Annotated in this window: 12 protein-coding genes; all 12 read left to right on the top strand. The window is 69.6% G+C overall.

Translation table 11 applies throughout. The annotated features are described in order from the left end of the window. Positions 1-132 precede the first annotated feature (132 nt). Positions 133-1,557, top strand: coding sequence for a glucuronate isomerase (gene uxaC / locus EJC77_RS00160; RefSeq protein ID WP_125609550.1), 1,425 nt, complete (start codon positions 133-135; stop codon positions 1,555-1,557). Next, the gene (locus EJC77_RS00155; protein WP_125609549.1) at positions 1,554-2,978 is read left to right on the top strand and encodes a mannitol dehydrogenase family protein; all 1,425 of its coding nucleotides are present in this window, start codon (positions 1,554-1,556) and stop codon (positions 2,976-2,978) included. Before uxaC ends, EJC77_RS00155 begins: the two co-directional genes overlap by 4 nt. Positions 2,979-3,283: 305 nt before the next feature. Next, a complete protein-coding gene (gene uidB, locus EJC77_RS00150) occupies positions 3,284-4,777 on the top strand; it encodes a glucuronide transporter (RefSeq protein ID WP_338069443.1) in 1,494 nt (497 codons plus the stop codon). A 35-nt stretch (positions 4,778-4,812) separates the two neighbouring features. After that, on the top strand, positions 4,813-6,042 hold the full coding sequence (gene manD / locus EJC77_RS00145) for a D-mannonate dehydratase ManD (RefSeq protein ID WP_125609548.1): 1,230 nt from the start codon (positions 4,813-4,815) through the stop codon (positions 6,040-6,042). A 44-nt stretch (positions 6,043-6,086) separates the two neighbouring features. Beyond that, entirely contained in the window at positions 6,087-8,348 is a 2,262-nt protein-coding gene (locus EJC77_RS00140) for a gluconokinase, GntK/IdnK-type (RefSeq protein ID WP_125609640.1), read from the top strand. A 328-nt stretch (positions 8,349-8,676) separates the two neighbouring features. Beyond that, a complete protein-coding gene (guaB1, locus tag EJC77_RS00135) occupies positions 8,677-10,182 on the top strand; it encodes a GMP reductase (RefSeq protein WP_125609547.1) in 1,506 nt (501 codons plus the stop codon). Positions 10,183-10,262: 80 nt separating this feature from the next. Continuing rightward, a complete protein-coding gene (locus EJC77_RS00130; protein ID WP_125609546.1) occupies positions 10,263-10,826 on the top strand; it encodes a gluconokinase in 564 nt (187 codons plus the stop codon). A 287-nt stretch (positions 10,827-11,113) separates the two neighbouring features. Then, entirely contained in the window at positions 11,114-12,448 is a 1,335-nt protein-coding gene (locus EJC77_RS00125; protein WP_125609545.1) for a hemolysin family protein, read from the top strand. Then, entirely contained in the window at positions 12,445-13,500 is a 1,056-nt protein-coding gene (locus EJC77_RS00120) for a hemolysin family protein (RefSeq protein ID WP_125609544.1), read from the top strand. Before EJC77_RS00125 ends, EJC77_RS00120 begins: the two co-directional genes overlap by 4 nt. Positions 13,501-13,607: 107 nt before the next feature. After that, complete coding sequence (locus EJC77_RS00115; RefSeq protein WP_240629586.1) at positions 13,608-14,525, top strand: metal ABC transporter solute-binding protein, Zn/Mn family; 918 nt, start codon at positions 13,608-13,610, stop codon at positions 14,523-14,525. 51 nt (positions 14,526-14,576) lie between these two features. Next, positions 14,577-15,404: a metal ABC transporter ATP-binding protein gene (locus EJC77_RS00110; RefSeq protein WP_125609542.1), complete on the top strand. Its 828-nt coding sequence runs from the start codon at positions 14,577-14,579 to the stop codon at positions 15,402-15,404. Next, entirely contained in the window at positions 15,401-16,294 is an 894-nt protein-coding gene (locus EJC77_RS00105; protein WP_125609541.1) for a metal ABC transporter permease, read from the top strand. The genes EJC77_RS00110 and EJC77_RS00105 overlap by 4 nt, the downstream gene beginning before the upstream one ends. Positions 16,295-16,357: the final 63 nt, after the last annotated feature.

The raw sequence follows: 16,357 nt of genomic DNA, 5'->3' as shown, positions 1-16,357 counted from the left end.
GCCCCATCGCCCGGCCGGCCCGGGGCTGGCGCCATCCGGCCCCATCGGCAGGACCCGCCCGCGCCGCAAAAGGCGCTTGGCAACTCATGGCAACCGGTTGACAAATTGAATCGGGTGTTCCACGATTGATCTATGTCACATCCGACCGCGCCCGCCCTTTCCCTGGCCGCCGACCCCGACCGCCTGCTGCCGGCCGATCCCGGAACGCGGGACATCGCCCGTTCCCTGCTGGCCGACGTCGAGCAGCTGCCCATCATTTCCCCCCATGGCCACGTCGATGCCGCCATGCTGGCCCAGGACACGCCCTTCCCGGACCCCGCAACGTTGCTGGTCACCCCGGACCACTACGTCACCCGGCTCATCCACGCCAGCGGCGTCCCGCTGGACCAGCTGCGCATGGGCGGCACCACCGCCGTCGAACCGCGCGAAACCTGGCGCCACTTCTGCATGTCTTGGCCGCTCTTTGACGGCACCGCCTCCGGCTACTGGATGCGGGACTCCTTCCAGCACGTATTCGGGCTGGACCGCGAACCGAGTGCCGAACATGCGGACGCCCTCTTCGACGAGCTGGACGCGAAACTGCAAAGCCCGGCCTTCCGTCCGCGCAGCCTGTTCGCGGACTTCAACATCGAGGTCCTGGCCACCACGGACGACCCGCTCGATGACCTCGCCGCGCACGCCGCGCTGGCCGCGGATGGTTCCTTTCCCGGCCGTGTGCTGCCCACCTTCCGGCCCGACGCGTACATCAAGTTCGGCCAGCCGGACTGGGCCGAACGCGTCGAGAGGCTGATCTCGTTGGCCGGCGACGGACTCACCGGGCACGCCGGCTACCTCCGTGCCCTGGAAAACCGCCGCCAGTACTTCGTGGACCACGGCGCCGTGTCCGCCGACCACGGATCCCGCACGGCCCAGACCCTCCGGCTCGAGCCGGCCGAGGCGTCGGCCCTGTTCGAAAAGGCCCGGCGCGGGGAGGCGACGGCCGCCGACGCGGACGTCTTCGAGGCGCACATGATGTACCAGATGGCGCGCATGTCCGTCAGCGACGGCCTCGTCATGACCATGCACCCGGGCGTGCTGCGCAACCACCACACGGCGACCTTCAACGGCTTCGGCGCGGACACCGGCCACGACATCCCATTCGCCGTCAGCTACACCGAGGCGTTGCGCCCCATGCTGGAGGACTTCGGCACGGCCGCCGGCTTCCACTTCATCCCGTTCACGATCGACGAGACCGTGTTCTCCCGCGAGATCGCGCCGTTGGCCGGCTTCTACCCGTCCGTGTTCATCGGCGCCCCGTGGTGGTTCCTGGACGCCCCGGACGCCATGCTGCGGTTCCGTTCCGCGGTGACCGAGACGGCCGGCTTCTCCCGGTCCTCCGGCTTCATCGACGACACCCGCGCCTTCTGTTCCATCCCCGCACGGCACAATACGTCGCGCCGCGTCGAGGCCGCCTTCCTGGCCCGCCTGGTCGCCGAACGCCGCGTCAGCGAAGCACGCGCGCACGAGATCATCGTTGACATCGTCGACGCCGCACCCCGAAGGGCCTTCAAGCTGTGAGCACCCAGTCCACCTCCGTCCAACCGTTGACCCGTGCCACGGCGAAGGCCGGACCGGCGGCGCCGGTGCGCATCGTCCACCTGGGCCTGGGCGCGTTCCACCGCGCCCACCAGGCCTGGTACACGCAGCACGCCGGCGACGCCGCCGAGTGGGGGATTGCCGCCTTCACCGGCCGCCGCCCCGACGCGGCGCTCACGCTGGCCGCCCAGGACGGGCTGTATACGCTCATCGAGCGGGCGGGGGACGGCGACAGCTTCGAGCTGGTGACCAGCATCGTCGAGGCCCATGACGGCGCGGACGTCGCCACGCTCGCGCGCCTGGTCGCGTCCCCCGGCACCGCCGTCGTCACCCTGACCATCACGGAGGCGGCCTACAACCTGGACGCGGCCGGCCGGCTGGACACCGCCAACCCGGCCGTCGCCGCCGACATCGACCTGCTGGCCGCGGCGCTGGGGAACGACGACGGCGGGTTGCGTTGGGCGGTGACCGCCGCCGGGCGCCTGGTGCAGGCGCTTGACGCCCGGCGCCGCGCGGGGGGCGGGCCGATCGCCGTCGTCTCCTGCGACAATCTGGCCCACAACGGCGCCGCCGCCCGCGCGGCCATCGTCCCGCTCGCCGCGGCGGCCGACGCGGGGCTGGGCGCCTGGATCGACGCGAACGTCAGCTTCGTGGGCACCTCGGTGGACCGCATCACGCCGCGCACCACGGATGCCGAAATCCAGCTGGTGGCGGCGGCCACGGACTTTGGCGACGCCGCCCCGGTGGTGACGGAGCCGTTCCGTGACTGGGTGCTCAGCGGCGACTTCCCGGCCGGGCGACCCGACTGGGAAAGCGCCGGGGCCGTGTTCGTCGACGACATCGAGGCGTTCGAGAACCGGAAACTCTGGCTGCTCAACGGCGCCCACTCCCTGATGGCGTATGCGGGGCAGCTGCGTGGCCACGGCACCGTGGCGCAGGCGCTGGCGGATCCCGTCTGCGCGGCCATGATCGAGGAATTCTGGGATGAGGCCGAACGCAACCTTCCGGCGACGGGCCTGGGCATTCCCGCGTACCGGGCCGCGTTGCTGAGCCGATTCGGCAATGGCCGGATCGCGCACCACCTGGCCCAGATCGCGATGGACGGTTCCAGCAAGTTGCGCATGCGGGCCGTGCCCGTCCTGGCGGCGGAACTCGCCGCAGGGCGCAGCGGCGCGGGCGCCCTGCGCATGATCGCCTCATGGATCGCCTTCCTGCGCCGGGCCAACCGTGCCGGGGATGCCATCGCCGACGCGGCGGCCGCTGACCTGGCCGCCGCCCTTGCGCTGCCGGGCAACGACGACGTGCGCGCCCTGGTGGGCATCCTGGACGCGGACCTGGCGGCCAACGGCGCCGTGGTCGACGGCATCGCCCGGGCCGCCGCCGACGGCGCCCTGGGCGCCTGAACGATCCCTCGGAGCCGGCCCACCCGTCATCGCACGGGTGGGCTGCTTCCGCGTCGGGGGACGACCAGCACGGGAAGCCGCAAAAAACTGCTGGCAATCGGTTGCCAATTGTTGCTGCAACTGGTTAACTACTAGTAACACAGCTCACAAGCCGGCAAGGATGCCGGGACGGGGTTGTTGACGCGAAACCCGGACACTGTACCCACTGCAAGATTCACTGCAAGAGTCACTGCAAGACGGAGCCGGGAACGCGTCGCACCGCATGGCGACAGCCACCGTGCGGAGGATGGGTGAAGGAGCCCGTGATGACCATGACACTGGACAAGACCGGAACAGCTGCCGGTGGCACGCAGCATGCGCAAGGGCCACTGCGCAAGCTCAGCATCGTCGGCTACGGCGCCGGGGATGCCGCCAACAACCTGGCCTTCACCACCGCCACGATGTTCCTGCTGTTGTACTACACGGACGTGGCCGGCATCAGTGCCGCGGCCGCCGGCACGCTGTTGCTGGTGGTGCGCATCTTTGACGCCTTCTCCGACGTGCTCGCCGGCCGGGTCGTCGACCGGACCTACCACAAGAGGCTCGGCAAGTTCCGCCCGTTCATCATGTTCGGTTCCGTGCCGCTGCTGCTGCTCAGCGTGGCCGCCTTCTCCATCCCGCAGATCGGCCAGTCCGGCATGCTGCTCTGGGCCTATGTCAGCTACGCCCTGCTTGGCCTGGCCTACAGCTTCGTCAACATCCCCTACGGCTCCCTCGCCGGGGCCATGACACAGCATGCAGGCGAGCGCGCCAAATTGGCCAGCGCCCGCACCATCGGCGGCGTGGCCGTCGCTTCCTTCCTGGGCATCTTCATCGCGCCGCTGATGAAGGACGGGGCCCACCTTCAGCCACTGTTCACCACGATGACCATCATTTTCGCCGTCGTCGGCACGGCCCTGTACATGTTCACGGTCTTCAGCACCAAGGAACGCGTTGTCCGCGAGGTTGCCAAGGTCTCCATGAGGCAGAGCTTCGCCACCTTGAAAGGGAACAAGCCGCTCCTGCTGCTGTGCATCAGTTCCTTCCTGTTCCTGACCGGCTATCTGGCCGTCGGCACCGTCCAGATCTACTACTTCCGCGACGTGCTGCACTCCCTGGAGCTCTACGCCGTCATGTCCATCATCAACATCGTCCTGACCTTCGGCCTGGCCAGCATCATGCCCCGACTGGTTCAGGCCTTCGGAAAGAAGCAGATGTACTTGGCTGCCACGGTCCTGATGGCTGCCGGCGGACTGATCGTCTTCCTCGCGCCTGCCAACATGGTGTGGCTGGCGTTCACAGGCGTCATCGTCACCCAGATAGGCGTCATGCTGGTCAGCATGGTGGTCTGGGCCCTGGAGGCGGACACCGTCGAATACGGTGAATGGAAGACCGGCATCCGCACCGAGGGCATCACGTACGCGTTGTTCTCCTTCACCCGCAAGACCGGCCAGGCCGTCGGCGGCGCGCTGGCCGCCTTCGCCCTCGCCTGGGGCGGCTACACTGCCGGCGTCGGCCAGCAAAGCGCCCACGCACTGCTGGGCATCCGCGCCGGTGCCGGCCTGCTGCCCATGGTCTTCGCCATCCTGGCCCTGCTCGCCATGCTCGCCTACCCCCTGACCGACGCCAAACACAAGCAAATCGTGGCCGAAATCAGCGACCGCCGCGTCATCCGCCTCCAGACCGCCCGCTTGAAGGCGGCCGAATCCGACGCCGCCGACACGACCGGGACGGTGCGGCGCCCCACCGACGGCCCGGCGTCCGAGACCCCGTCCCACTGATTCCCACCCACCCCGAACACCGGAAGGCACTTCTCGTGAAAATCGTTTCCGCCGAAGTCTTTGTCACCAGTCCGTCCCGCAATTTCGTGACGTTGAAGGTCACCACCGATGAAGGCGTGGTCGGCATCGGCGACGCGACGCTGAACGGGCGCGAACTCGCGGCGGCGGCCTACCTGAAGGAACACGTGGCCCAGCTGCTGGTCGGCCGCGACCCGCACCGCATCGAGGACACCTGGCAGTTCATCTACCGCAGCTCGTACTGGCGCCGCGGCCCGGTCACCATGGCCGCGATCGCCGCCGTCGACATGGCCCTGTGGGACATCAAGGGCAAGATCGCCGGGCTGCCGGTGTACCAGCTGTTGGGCGGTGCGTCCCGCAACGGGCTGCGCGCCTACGGCCACGCCTCGGGCACCGATCTGCCGCAGCTGTTCGACTCGATCCGCGAGCACCTGGAACTCGGGTACAAGTCCATCCGCGTCCAGACGGCCATCCCCGGCATCAAGGCCGTCTACGGTGTCGCCGCGCAGGCGCAGGCCAGCGGTGAACGCTACGACTACGAGCCGGCCGGCCGTGGCGCCTACCCGCAGGAGGAGGACTGGGACACCCGTGCCTACCTGCGCCACCTGCCCACCGTGTTCGAGGCCGTGCGCAACGAGTTCGGCCCGGAAATCCCGCTGCTGCACGACGGCCACCACCGGATGACGCCGATCCAGGCCGCGAAGCTCGGCAAGGCGCTGGAACCGTACGACCTGTTCTGGCTGGAGGACTGCACCCCGGCCGAGAACCAGGAGGCGCTGCGCCTGGTCCGCTCCCACACGACCACGCCGCTGGCCATCGGCGAGGTCTTCAACACGGTCTACGACTTCCAGACGCTGATCAAGGAACAGCTGATCGACTACGTCCGGGCGGCCTCGACCCACTTCGGTGGCATCTCGCCGTTGAAGAAGGTCATGGACTTCGCCGCGCAGTACCAGGTCAAGTCCGGCTTCCACGGCCCCACCGACATCTCCCCGGTGGGCTTCGCCGCCCAGCTGCACGTCGGCCTGGCCATCCACAACTACGGGATCCAGGAGTACATGCAGCACTCGGACGCGACCAACGAGGTCTTTCACCAGTCCATGACGTTCAAGGACGGCTACCTGCACCCGGGCGAGGCGCCTGGCATCGGCGTCGAGTTCAACGAGGAGGCGGCCGCGGCCTTCCCGTACCAGCAGGCGTACCTGCCGTACAACCGCCTCATCGACGGAACGGTCCACGACTGGTGAGCCCGCAGTCCACCGCCGCGGCGCCTGCACCCCAAGTCGTCGTGATGGGGGTGTCCGGCTGCGGCAAGACCACCATCGGCGCGCTGGTCGCCCACGAGCTCGGCCTGCCATTCATCGACGGCGACTCCCTGCACCCGGTGGCCAACGTCGCCAAGATGGCCGCAGGAACGCCGCTGGACGACGACGACCGCCGGCCCTGGCTGGCCATGGTCGGCCACGAGCTGGCCAGCACCGGCGGCGGGCTCGTCGTGGCCTGCTCGGCCCTTAAGCGCGGCTACCGCGACGCCATCCGCGCCCAGGCCCCGGGCACGGTCTTCGTGCACCTGGACGGCAGCCGCGACGTGCTCGGCGCCCGGCTGGAGGGCCGCAGCGGCCACTTCATGCCCACGGCCCTGCTGGACTCCCAACTCGCCACGCTGGAACCGCTCGGCGCGGACGAGTCCGGGACCGTGGTGGACATCGCGGCGCGCGTCGCCGAGGTGGTGGGCGCCGCCGTCGTCGGCCTCGGCTCGCTGCGGCCCGCCACGGCCTCCGCCGCCGTACCGGCCCCCATGGCGCCCGGTGCGCGCGAGGTCGACCTCAGGGCCGCCCCGTTCAACCTGGCCGACGCCGACATCGCCTGGGTGGAGTCGACCATCGAGTCGATGACGCTGGAGGAGAAGATCGGCCAGCTGTTCATCAACCACAACAACGACTACTCGCCCGTGTATCTCGACGAGGTGCTGGAGAAGTACCACGTGGGCGGCATGCGGTACCGGCCCGGCCCGTCGGCGGCCGTGCAGGAGCACATCCGCTACGCCCAGTCCAAGACGAAGGTGCCGCTGCTGGTGGCCTCCAACCCGGAGATGGGCGGTGCCGGCAGCTGCGACGACGGCACGTTCGTCTCGACACATTTGCAGGCCGGTTCGCACCCGGACAAATCGATTGCCCGCAAGATGGGGCAGGTGGCCGGCGTCGAGACCGCCGCGCTGGGCTGCAACTGGGCGTTCGCGCCCATCGTGGACATCCACTACAACTGGCGCAACACCGTCATCTCCACCCGCGCCTTCGGCAACACGCCGGAGGTGGTGGTGGAGCGGGCCAAGGAGTACTTCGACGGCATCAGCGAATCCCCGACCGCGTGCGCCATCAAGCACTTCCCGGGCGACGGCATCGACGAGCGCGACCAGCACGTGGTGACCTCCTACAACACGCTCGGCTACGACGAGTGGAACACGACGTACGGGCACGTGTACCGGGAAATGATCGGGCACGGCGTGCAGTCCATCATGGTGGGGCACATCGGCGCCCCGGAATTGTCCCGGCGTTTCCGGCCGGGAATGGCGGACGCGGACATCCTGCCGGCCACACTGGCCCCGGAACTGCTCGGCGACCTGTTGCGCGGCGAGCTCGGATTCAACGGGCTGATCCTCACGGACGCCTCCCAAATGGTCGGCATAACGGCGGCCATGAAGCGCCGGGACCTGGTCCCGGCCGCCATCGCGGCCGGCTGCGACATGTTCCTGTTCTTCCGCAACCCGGAAGAGGACTTCGGCTTCATGCTCGACGGGTACCGCAACGGCGTCATCACCGAGGCCCGGCTGCTGGACGCCCTGCGCCGGATCCTGGCCCTGAAGGCATCCCTGGGCCTGCACCGCAAGAGTCGGGACGAGCTGGTGCCACCGGTGGAGGCCCTCGCCGCCATTGGCAGCCCGGCGCATGTGGCCGTGGCCGCGGAGATCGCGGACAAGACCGTCACGCTGGTCAAGGACACGGCGCACAACCTGCCCATCACCCCGGCCACGCACAAGCGCATCCGCCTGTACGGCATCTCCGGCGGCGCCGACTTCACCCGGGCCGACCCCCTCGGCTACCTCGACCTGGTGCAGGAGGAACTGGAACGGGCGGGCTTCGAGGTCCACCGGTTCCGGACCGCGGACGAGCGAACCGCCGCGGGGGAGGCGGGCGTGAACTTCATGTCCGTCATCGCCGAGGAGGGCACGGCGGACTACCCGGAGAAGTACGACGCCGCGTTCGTGTTCGCCAATGTTAAGGGTTTCGCCCAGGAGGCCGCCATTCGGATCAAGTGGTCCACCCCGATGGCCGCGGAGATTCCGTGGTACACCACCGAGGTGCCCACCGTGTTTGTCTCACTGAACCAGCCCAACCACCTCATCGACGTGCCCATGGTCAAGACGGCCATCCACGCCCACGCCGCCACCCGCGAAGCCATCCGGGCGACCGTGGCGAAGATCCAGGGGCTCTCGGCGTTCCAGGGCACGTTCAACGACAACGTGTTCTGCGACTCGTTCGACACCCGGCTCTGACACCGGTTGTACCCGCACGGCGTGGTCCGCGGCCCCCAGGGGGTCCCGCGGGGCACGCCGTGCAGTGTCCGGCGAACCAGTGGACCGTAACCGCTCGTTTGTGAACTGGTGGGCGGTAGATGCTCGTTTTGCCCGGATTTTCGACATCTACTGTCCACCAGTTGCGTCAGGGGTGGGCGGGGCCTCCACGACACCGTCGTGGCTGCCGGCCGACCCCGGCCAACAATGACGGCCAACGCACTAGACTCGTACTCGGCGGAAACCGGGAACCCGTGCGCTGGTCCGGCGCGCCGCCTTTCGACGCCCGTTGACCCTTTGGAAGTGCCTGATGCGATTTCTGTCCGAACCGACCACCGACCTGACCTACTCGGACGTCTTCCTGGTGCCGTCCCGATCCGACGTGACGAGCCGCCTCGACGTGGACCTGTCCAGCGGTGACGGGACCGGCACGACCATCCCGCTCGTGGTGGCGAACATGACGGCCGTCTCCGGCAAACGGATGGCGGAAACCGTGGCCCGCCGCGGCGGCATGGCCATCCTGCCGCAGGACATCCCGCTGGACGTGCTCCGCGACGTGACCGCCTGGGTCAAGCACCGCGACGTGCTGTTCGAGACCCCCGTGGTGCTGACCGGGGCGGACATCGTGGTGGACGCCGTGCACCTCATGGGCAAGCGGTCGCACAATGCCGTCGTCGTCACCCATGGCGAGGACGGCGCGTTCGCCGGGCTGGTCAGGGCCGCCGACTGCGAGGGCGTCGACAGGTTCGCGTCGCTGCATTCGGTCATGCACGAGAACGTGCTGACCATCGACGTCGCCCCGTTCGACGCGGTCCGGCGCGACGCCGATGCCGGCACCCTCGCCGCGGCCGAGGCCAGGGCGGCGACCGACGCGGCGCTGCGCGACGCGTTCGAGGTGCTGGATGCGGCCGGCACCGATTTCGCCCCCGTCCTGCGCGACGGCCGGGTGGTGGGGGCCCTCACCCGCACCGGCGCGTTGCGCTCGACCATCTATGCCCCGGCGCTCGACGACGCGGGCCGGCTGCGCATCGGCGTGGCCGTGGGCATCAACGGCGACGTCGCCGGCAAGAGCACCGCACTGCTGGAATGCGGCGTGGACACGCTCGTCGTCGACACCGCGCACGGCCACCAGCGCAAGATGCTCGAGGCGCTGGCGGCCGTGAAGTCGCTGCACCCGGGCGTGCCCGTGGCGGCGGGCAACGTGGTCAGCGCCGCCGGCGTGCGCGACCTGGTCGCGGCCGGCGCCGACATCCTGAAGGTCGGCGTGGGACCCGGCGCCATGTGCACCACGCGCATGATGACCGCCGTCGGCCGGCCACAGTTCTCCGCCGTGCTGGAATGCGCGACGGCGGCCGCCGAGCTCGGCGCGGCGGTATGGGCCGACGGCGGCGTGCGGTACCCGCGGGACGTGGCCCTGGCGCTCGCCGCGGGGGCCAGCCAGGTCATGATCGGGTCATGGTTTGCCGGCACCTACGAAAGCCCGGGGGACCTGATGGTCGACGCCGCCGGGCGCCGCTACAAGGAGAGCTTCGGCATGGCGTCCGCCCGGGCGGTGCAGAACCGGACGGCCCGGGAGGGTGCGTTCGACCGTGCCCGCAAGGGGCTGTTCGAGGAGGGCATTTCGACGTCCAAGATGTACCTGGACCCGGCGCGACCGGGCGTGGAGGACCTGCTGGACATGATCACCGCCGGGCTGCGCAGTTCGCTGTCCTATGCGGGGGCCACAACCCTGGCGGAGTTCCACGAACGGGCCGTCGTCGGCGTCCAGTCCGCCGCCGGCTACGAGGAAGGCCGCCCCGTGCCGCAAAGCTGGTAGGGCTGGTGGGGCCCGGGTGAACCTGGTTGACAGGCGGACGACGCTGGGCAAGCCAGACGCCTCTTGATATACAAGGAGTCATGGATACCACCGCTCCGGGCCCCGACGTTCCCGACCCCACCGCGTCGGCCGGACATGCCGTTCCCCGCGTCGTCGTGATGGGGGTCTCCGGGTCCGGCAAAAGCACCATCGGCGCCCTCGTGGCCGACGCCATGAACGCCCCGTTCCTGGACGGCGACTCGCTCCATCCACTCGCCAACATCCAGAAGATGGCCGCCGGGACCCCGCTGACCGACGAGGACAGGTGGCCGTGGCTGTCCATCATCGGTGACGAATTGGCCGGCGCCGGGCCGGCCGGGGTCGTCATCGCCTGCTCGGCGCTGCGTCGCAGTTACCGCGACGCGATCCGCGCCAAGGCGCCCGACACGATCTTCCTGCACCTGGACGGCACCGTCGAGGTGCTCGGCGCCCGGCTTGAGGGCCGGTCCGGGCACTTCATGCCGCCGGCACTGCTCGAGTCGCAATTGGCCACGCTCGAACCCCTGCAGCCGGACGAGACCGCCGTCGTCGTTGACATCGCCGCCGGCGTGACGGCCATCCTCGACGAATCCGTGGCGCGGATCCGGGCAGTCCTCAACGGCTGACCGGGCCCGTTGCCGCCGGGCCGTGGCCCCACCGTGGCCGGCCGGGCCCACATGTAAACTGGCAGTCCTATGGAAAGTAAATCTAGGGGCCGGCACCAACGTCCCGCCCGCGGCCCGCGCCGCGTGCAGGTGGCCGCGGATCGCGCCGGCAAACCCCGAACACGTGCCCGCCGTACGACTTCCTCCGCCCCGGTCGGCGCCCGCGCCGACCACCCCCCACCGGCGCGAACCCCCCGCGGCAACCCGCCCCTCCCCGGGGCCGGGCCGGCTGGAACGGGGGAGAAGTAATGGAATGGCTGCTTCTTGCCGCCGGCCTGGTGCTCATCCTCGGCACCGGCTTCTTCGTGGCCGTCGAATTCTCCCTCGTCGCCCTTGACCAAAGCACCGTCCAGGCCGCCGTCGCCAACGGTGACAAGGGCGCCGAATCCCTGCTGCGCTGCCTGAAATCCCTGTCGACCCAGTTGTCCAGCTGCCAACTCGGCATCACCTTGACCACGCTGCTGACCGGCTTCCTCATCGAGCCCTCGCTCGGTGCGCTGCTCGCCCAGCCGTTCGCCGCCGTCGGACTCAACGCCGTCACCGCGCAGGCGACCGCCCTCGTGGTCGCCATGATCGTGGCCACGCTGCTGTCCATGCTGCTGGGTGAACTCGTGCCCAAGAACATGGCGATCGCCCGGTCGCTGCAGGTCGGCAAGTTCGTGGCCCGCCCGCAACTGGTGTTCACGGCCCTCGTCAAGCCCGCCGTGCTGCTGCTCAACGGCGTCGCCAACAAGGTGCTGCACCTGTTCGGCATGGAGGCCAAGGAGGAGATCTCCGGGGCCCGCTCGCCGGCCGAGCTGGCGTCCCTGGTGCGTCGTTCGGCCGCCCTGGGCACGCTCGACGCCGGCACGGCCCGGTTCGTGGCGCGCACGCTCAGCTTCTCCGACAAGACGGCCGCCGACGTGATGACCCCGCGCACCCGGATGGAGACCATCGGCGCGGAGGCGAGCGTGCAGGACATCATCGACGCCGCCCGGCGCACCGGCTACTCCCGGTTCCCGGTCATCGGCGACTCCTCGGACGACATCCGTGGCGTGGTGCACCTGAAGAAGGCGGTGTCCGTCCCGTTCCGGCGCCGCCCGTCGATCGAGGCCGGCGCCATCATGACGGACGTGCTGCGCGTACCGGAGACCATCCACCTGGATTCGCTCATCCTGGAACTGCGCGAGGGCAACCTGCAGATGGCCGTCGTGCTCGATGAGTATGGTGGCACGGCGGGTGTGACGACGCTCGAGGACCTGGTCGAGGAGATCGTCGGTGAGGTCGCGGACGAACACGACCGGGTCAAGCCGGGCATCCTGCAGGCCGCCACCGGCGACTGGTACTTCCCGGGCCTGATGCGCCCCGACGAGGTGTCCGAGCGCATCGGGCCGCTGACCGTGCCCGACGAATCCAGCTACGAGACCGTGGGCGGTTACATGATGGCCATGCTCGGCCGCGTGGCCGCGGTCGGCGACACGGTGGCGGTCGACGGCGGCACCCTGGTCGTGGACCGCCTGGACCGGCGCCGCATCGACAGGATCCGGTTCATCCCCGAACCGGCCCCCGCGTCCGGCGACGAGCGCGACGGGAGCGCGGCATGAGCGCCTGGGCCGGTTTCGCCTGGCTGGTCGTGCTGCTGCTCGGCAACGCCTTCTTCGTGGCCGCCGAGTTCGCCATCATGACGGCCCGGCGCAGCCAGATCGAACCGCTGGCCGAGGCCGGCTCGCGCCGGGCCAGGACGACGCTGGCCGCCATGGAGAACGTCTCACTCATGCTGGCGTGTTCGCAGCTGGGCATCACGGTGTGCTCGCTGCTCATCCTGAACGTGGCCGAGCCGGCCATCCACCATGTGGTGGCCGCGCCGTTCGACGCGCTGGGCATCGGTTCCGCGGTCTCGGGCCCGGTGTCCTTCGTCGCGGCGCTGTTGCTCGTCACGTTCCTGCACGTCACGTTCGGCGAGATGGTGCCGAAGAACATGTCCGTCTCCGCGGCGGACAAGGCGGCGCTGCTGCTGGCCCCGCCGTTGGTGGGCATCGGCAAGGTGGTCAAGCCGGTCATCGTGAGCCTGAACTGGTCGGCGAACCACATCGTGCGCCTGTTCGGGATCGAGCCGAGCGACGAGGTGTCCTCCACGTTCACGCTCGAGGAGGTCCAGTCGATCGTGCGGGAGTCGACGCGGTCCGGCCTGGTCGACGACCAGTCCGGACTCATCACCGGCGCGTTGGAGTTCTCGACCCGACGGGCCGAGGACATCATGGTGCCGCTGGCGCATCTGGTGACACTGCCGACGTCGGCCACGCCCGTCGACTTCGAGCACACGGTGGGCAAGACGGGGTTCTCCCGGTTTGTCTTCCATGACGACACGGACAACCTGCTCGGCTACCTGCACCTGAAGGACGTGCTGCCCATCCCGGTGGACCGCTATGAGCTGCCGATCGGCGAGGGCCGGGTCCGGTCCATGGTCAACCTGACCGGCGACGAGGAGATCGAGGACGCGCTGGCCATCATGCAGCGCACCGGATCGCACGTGGCCCGGGTTGTGGCGGCGGATGGGCTGACGCGCGGCGTGCTGTTCCTGGAGGACGTGATCGAGCAACTCGTCGGCGAGATCCGCGACGCCACGCAGATGCGCTTTCGCCACCACGAGGCCTGACCGTCCCGGCTACATGCGAATGATTCCCAGCTGCGTTATGCTGGACGAAGTCTATTGGTAATCGTTCTCATTAGCTCGCACGTGAGGTGCCCGTGAATCGTCGTCGCTTGTCCCGTCCCGCCGCCCTGGCCGGCCTGGCCCTGGCCACCGCCGTGGCCCTCAGCGCCTGTGGCGGTGCCACCGCCTCCCAGGGGGGCTCGGGCGCCTCCCGCGTCGGCGCGGACGGGCGCATCGGCGTCGTGGCCTCCACCGACGTGTACGGCAGCATCGTCGCGGCGGTGGGTGGTGCCAAGGTGGACGTGCACTCGATCATCACGGATCCGGCGGCCGACCCGCACTCCTACGAGGCGACCGCGCAGGACAAACTGGCCGTGTCGAAGGCGGCCCTCGGCGTGGCCAACGGCGCCGGCTACGACGACTTCTTCACCAACCTTGCCGCCGGTGTGCTGCCGGCGAAGGACATCGTCACCGTCGCCGCGACGCCGGGCCTGGACGCCGCCGCCCCCAACTTCAACGAGCACCTCTGGTACTCGCTGCCGACCATGGCCACGCTGGCCGACACGCTCGCCACCCGGCTGTCCGCGATCGCCCCGGCCGACGCCGGCACGTTCACGAAGAACGCCGCGGCGTTCAAGGCGACGCTGGGCGGGCTCCAGTCACGGCTGGCCGTGCTGAAAAAGAAGAACGACGGCGGCGCCGGGGTGGCGATCACCGAGCCGGTTCCGCTGTACCTGCTGCAGGAGGCCGGCTACTCGAACAAGACGCCCGAGGCCTACAGCAAGGCCATCGAGGACGGGTCCGACGTGCCGCCGCTCGTGCTGAAGGAGACGACCGACCTGGTCAAGTCGTCCGCGGTGCGCTTCCTCGCGTACAACGCGCAGACCGAGGGGCCGCAGACGGCCGAGGTGAAGAAGGCCGCCGAATCGGCCGGAAAGCCCGTGCTCGACTTCACCGAAACGCTGCCGGCAGGGCAGGATTACCTGCAGTGGATGGACGCGAACGTCTCCAGCCTCGAACGGCTGTAGCCTTGCAGTCCACCCTGCCCATCGCCTCCTGACAGATCGGAACCCACCCCCATGGCCACACCCCCTCCGGCGGCCCCGCCTGCGGTATCACTTCGGGATGCGCAGTTGAGTTATGGGCGGCGGACGCTGTGGGACGGGCTCGATCTGGACGTGCGGCCCGGGGAGTTCCTGGCCGTGCTTGGCGCCAACGGCAGCGGCAAGACGAGCTTCCTGAAGGTGCTGCTTGGGCTGGTGCCGCTCACCCGCGGGACCGTGCGGGTCGGGGGAGCGGACGCCCACCGCGGCAGCCGGCACATCGGCTACGTGCCGCAACAAAGGCACTTCGCCCCGGACACGCCGCTGCGCGCCCGCGACCTCGTCGGGCTGGGCCTGGACGGGCACCGCTGGGGCCTGCGCCGGGGCGGCCGGACCCACCATGCCGCCGTCGACGCGCTGCTGGCCCGGGTCGGCGCCACGGAGTACGCGAACATGCCGGTGGGCATGCTGTCCGGCGGCGAGCAGCAGCGCCTGCGCATCGCCCAGGCACTGGCCACCGGCCCGCACGTGCTGCTGTGCGACGAGCCGCTGCTCTCCCTGGACCTGAACCACCAGAAGGCGGTGAGCGCGCTGGTGGGCGAACAGGCCAAGGCCGGCGGGACCGCCGTCGTCTTCGTCACCCACGAGATCAACCCGATCATGGACCACGTGGACCGGGTGCTGTACCTGGCCGGCGGCGGGTTCCGCGTGGGCACGCCGGAGCAGGTCATGCGCACCGAGGTGCTCAGCGAGTTGTACGGCACGCGCGTCGACGTGGTGCGCGCGAACGGGCGGATCGTGGTGGTCGGCGTGCCGGAGACGGCCGGCCACGGGCACCCGGTTGATGTGGACATCGAGCCGTGAACTGGCCCGACTTCGCCAACGCCGTGCTGAACTTCGCCAACTACGGCGAGTTGCTGCCGCTGTTCCGCGACTCGATCCTGGCCGGCGCCGTGCTGGGGATCGTGGGCGGACTGGTCGGCACGTTCGTGATGATGCGCGATCTCGCGTTTGCCGTGCACGGGATCGCCGAACTGTCCTTCGCCGGGGCCGCGTTCGCGTTGCTGGTCGGCGTGGACGTGATCGCCGGGTCGCTGGTGGGGTCGGTGCTGGCGGCCCTGCTGCTGGGTGTCATGGGCGTGCGGGCGCGTGGGCGGAATTCCGTGATCGGGGTCATCATGCCGTTCGGGCTGGGCCTGGGCATCCTGTTCCTGTCCCTGTACCAGGGCCGGGCGGCGAACAAATTCGGGCTGCTCACCGGCCAGATCGTCTCGGTCGACACGACGCAGCTGTCCATCCTGGCGCTGGTGGCGCTGTTCGTGATCCTCGGGTTGGCGGCCATCTGGCGGCCGTTGACGTTTGCCAGCGTGGACCCGGAGATCGCCGTGGCGCGCGGGGTGCCGGTGCGGGCGTTGTCGCTGGCGTTCATGTTCCTGCTCGGCATCTCCGTGGCGTTGTCCATCCAGGTGGTCGGCGCGCTGCTGGTGCTGGCCCTGCTCATCACCCCGGCCGCCGCCGCGCTGCAGGTGACGGCCGCGCCCGGGAAGGTCGTGGTGCTCAGCGTGGTGTTCGCCGTCGCCGCGACGGTCGGCGGCATCCTGCTGGCCCTCGGCGGGCGGATCCCGATCAGCCCGTACGTGACCACGTTGTCGTTCCTGATCTACCTGGCCTGCCGGGGCGTCGGCGCCTGGCGCAGGCGGCGCGGCTGGAGCACGAGGGCCGGTGATTNAGGTAGCGTCATCACGTCGAAGTAGCGGAACATATACCCACCCCGTCGGCGGCTTGGCGCTACCTCGGCACGCAATGGGTCTCGACGG

This window comes from Specibacter cremeus, from assembly GCF_003946885.1.
Lineage (GTDB): Bacteria > Actinomycetota > Actinomycetes > Actinomycetales > Micrococcaceae > Specibacter > Specibacter cremeus.
The sequence above is the reverse complement of the archived record's forward strand: the minus strand, read 5'-3'. Positions and strand labels throughout refer to the sequence as shown.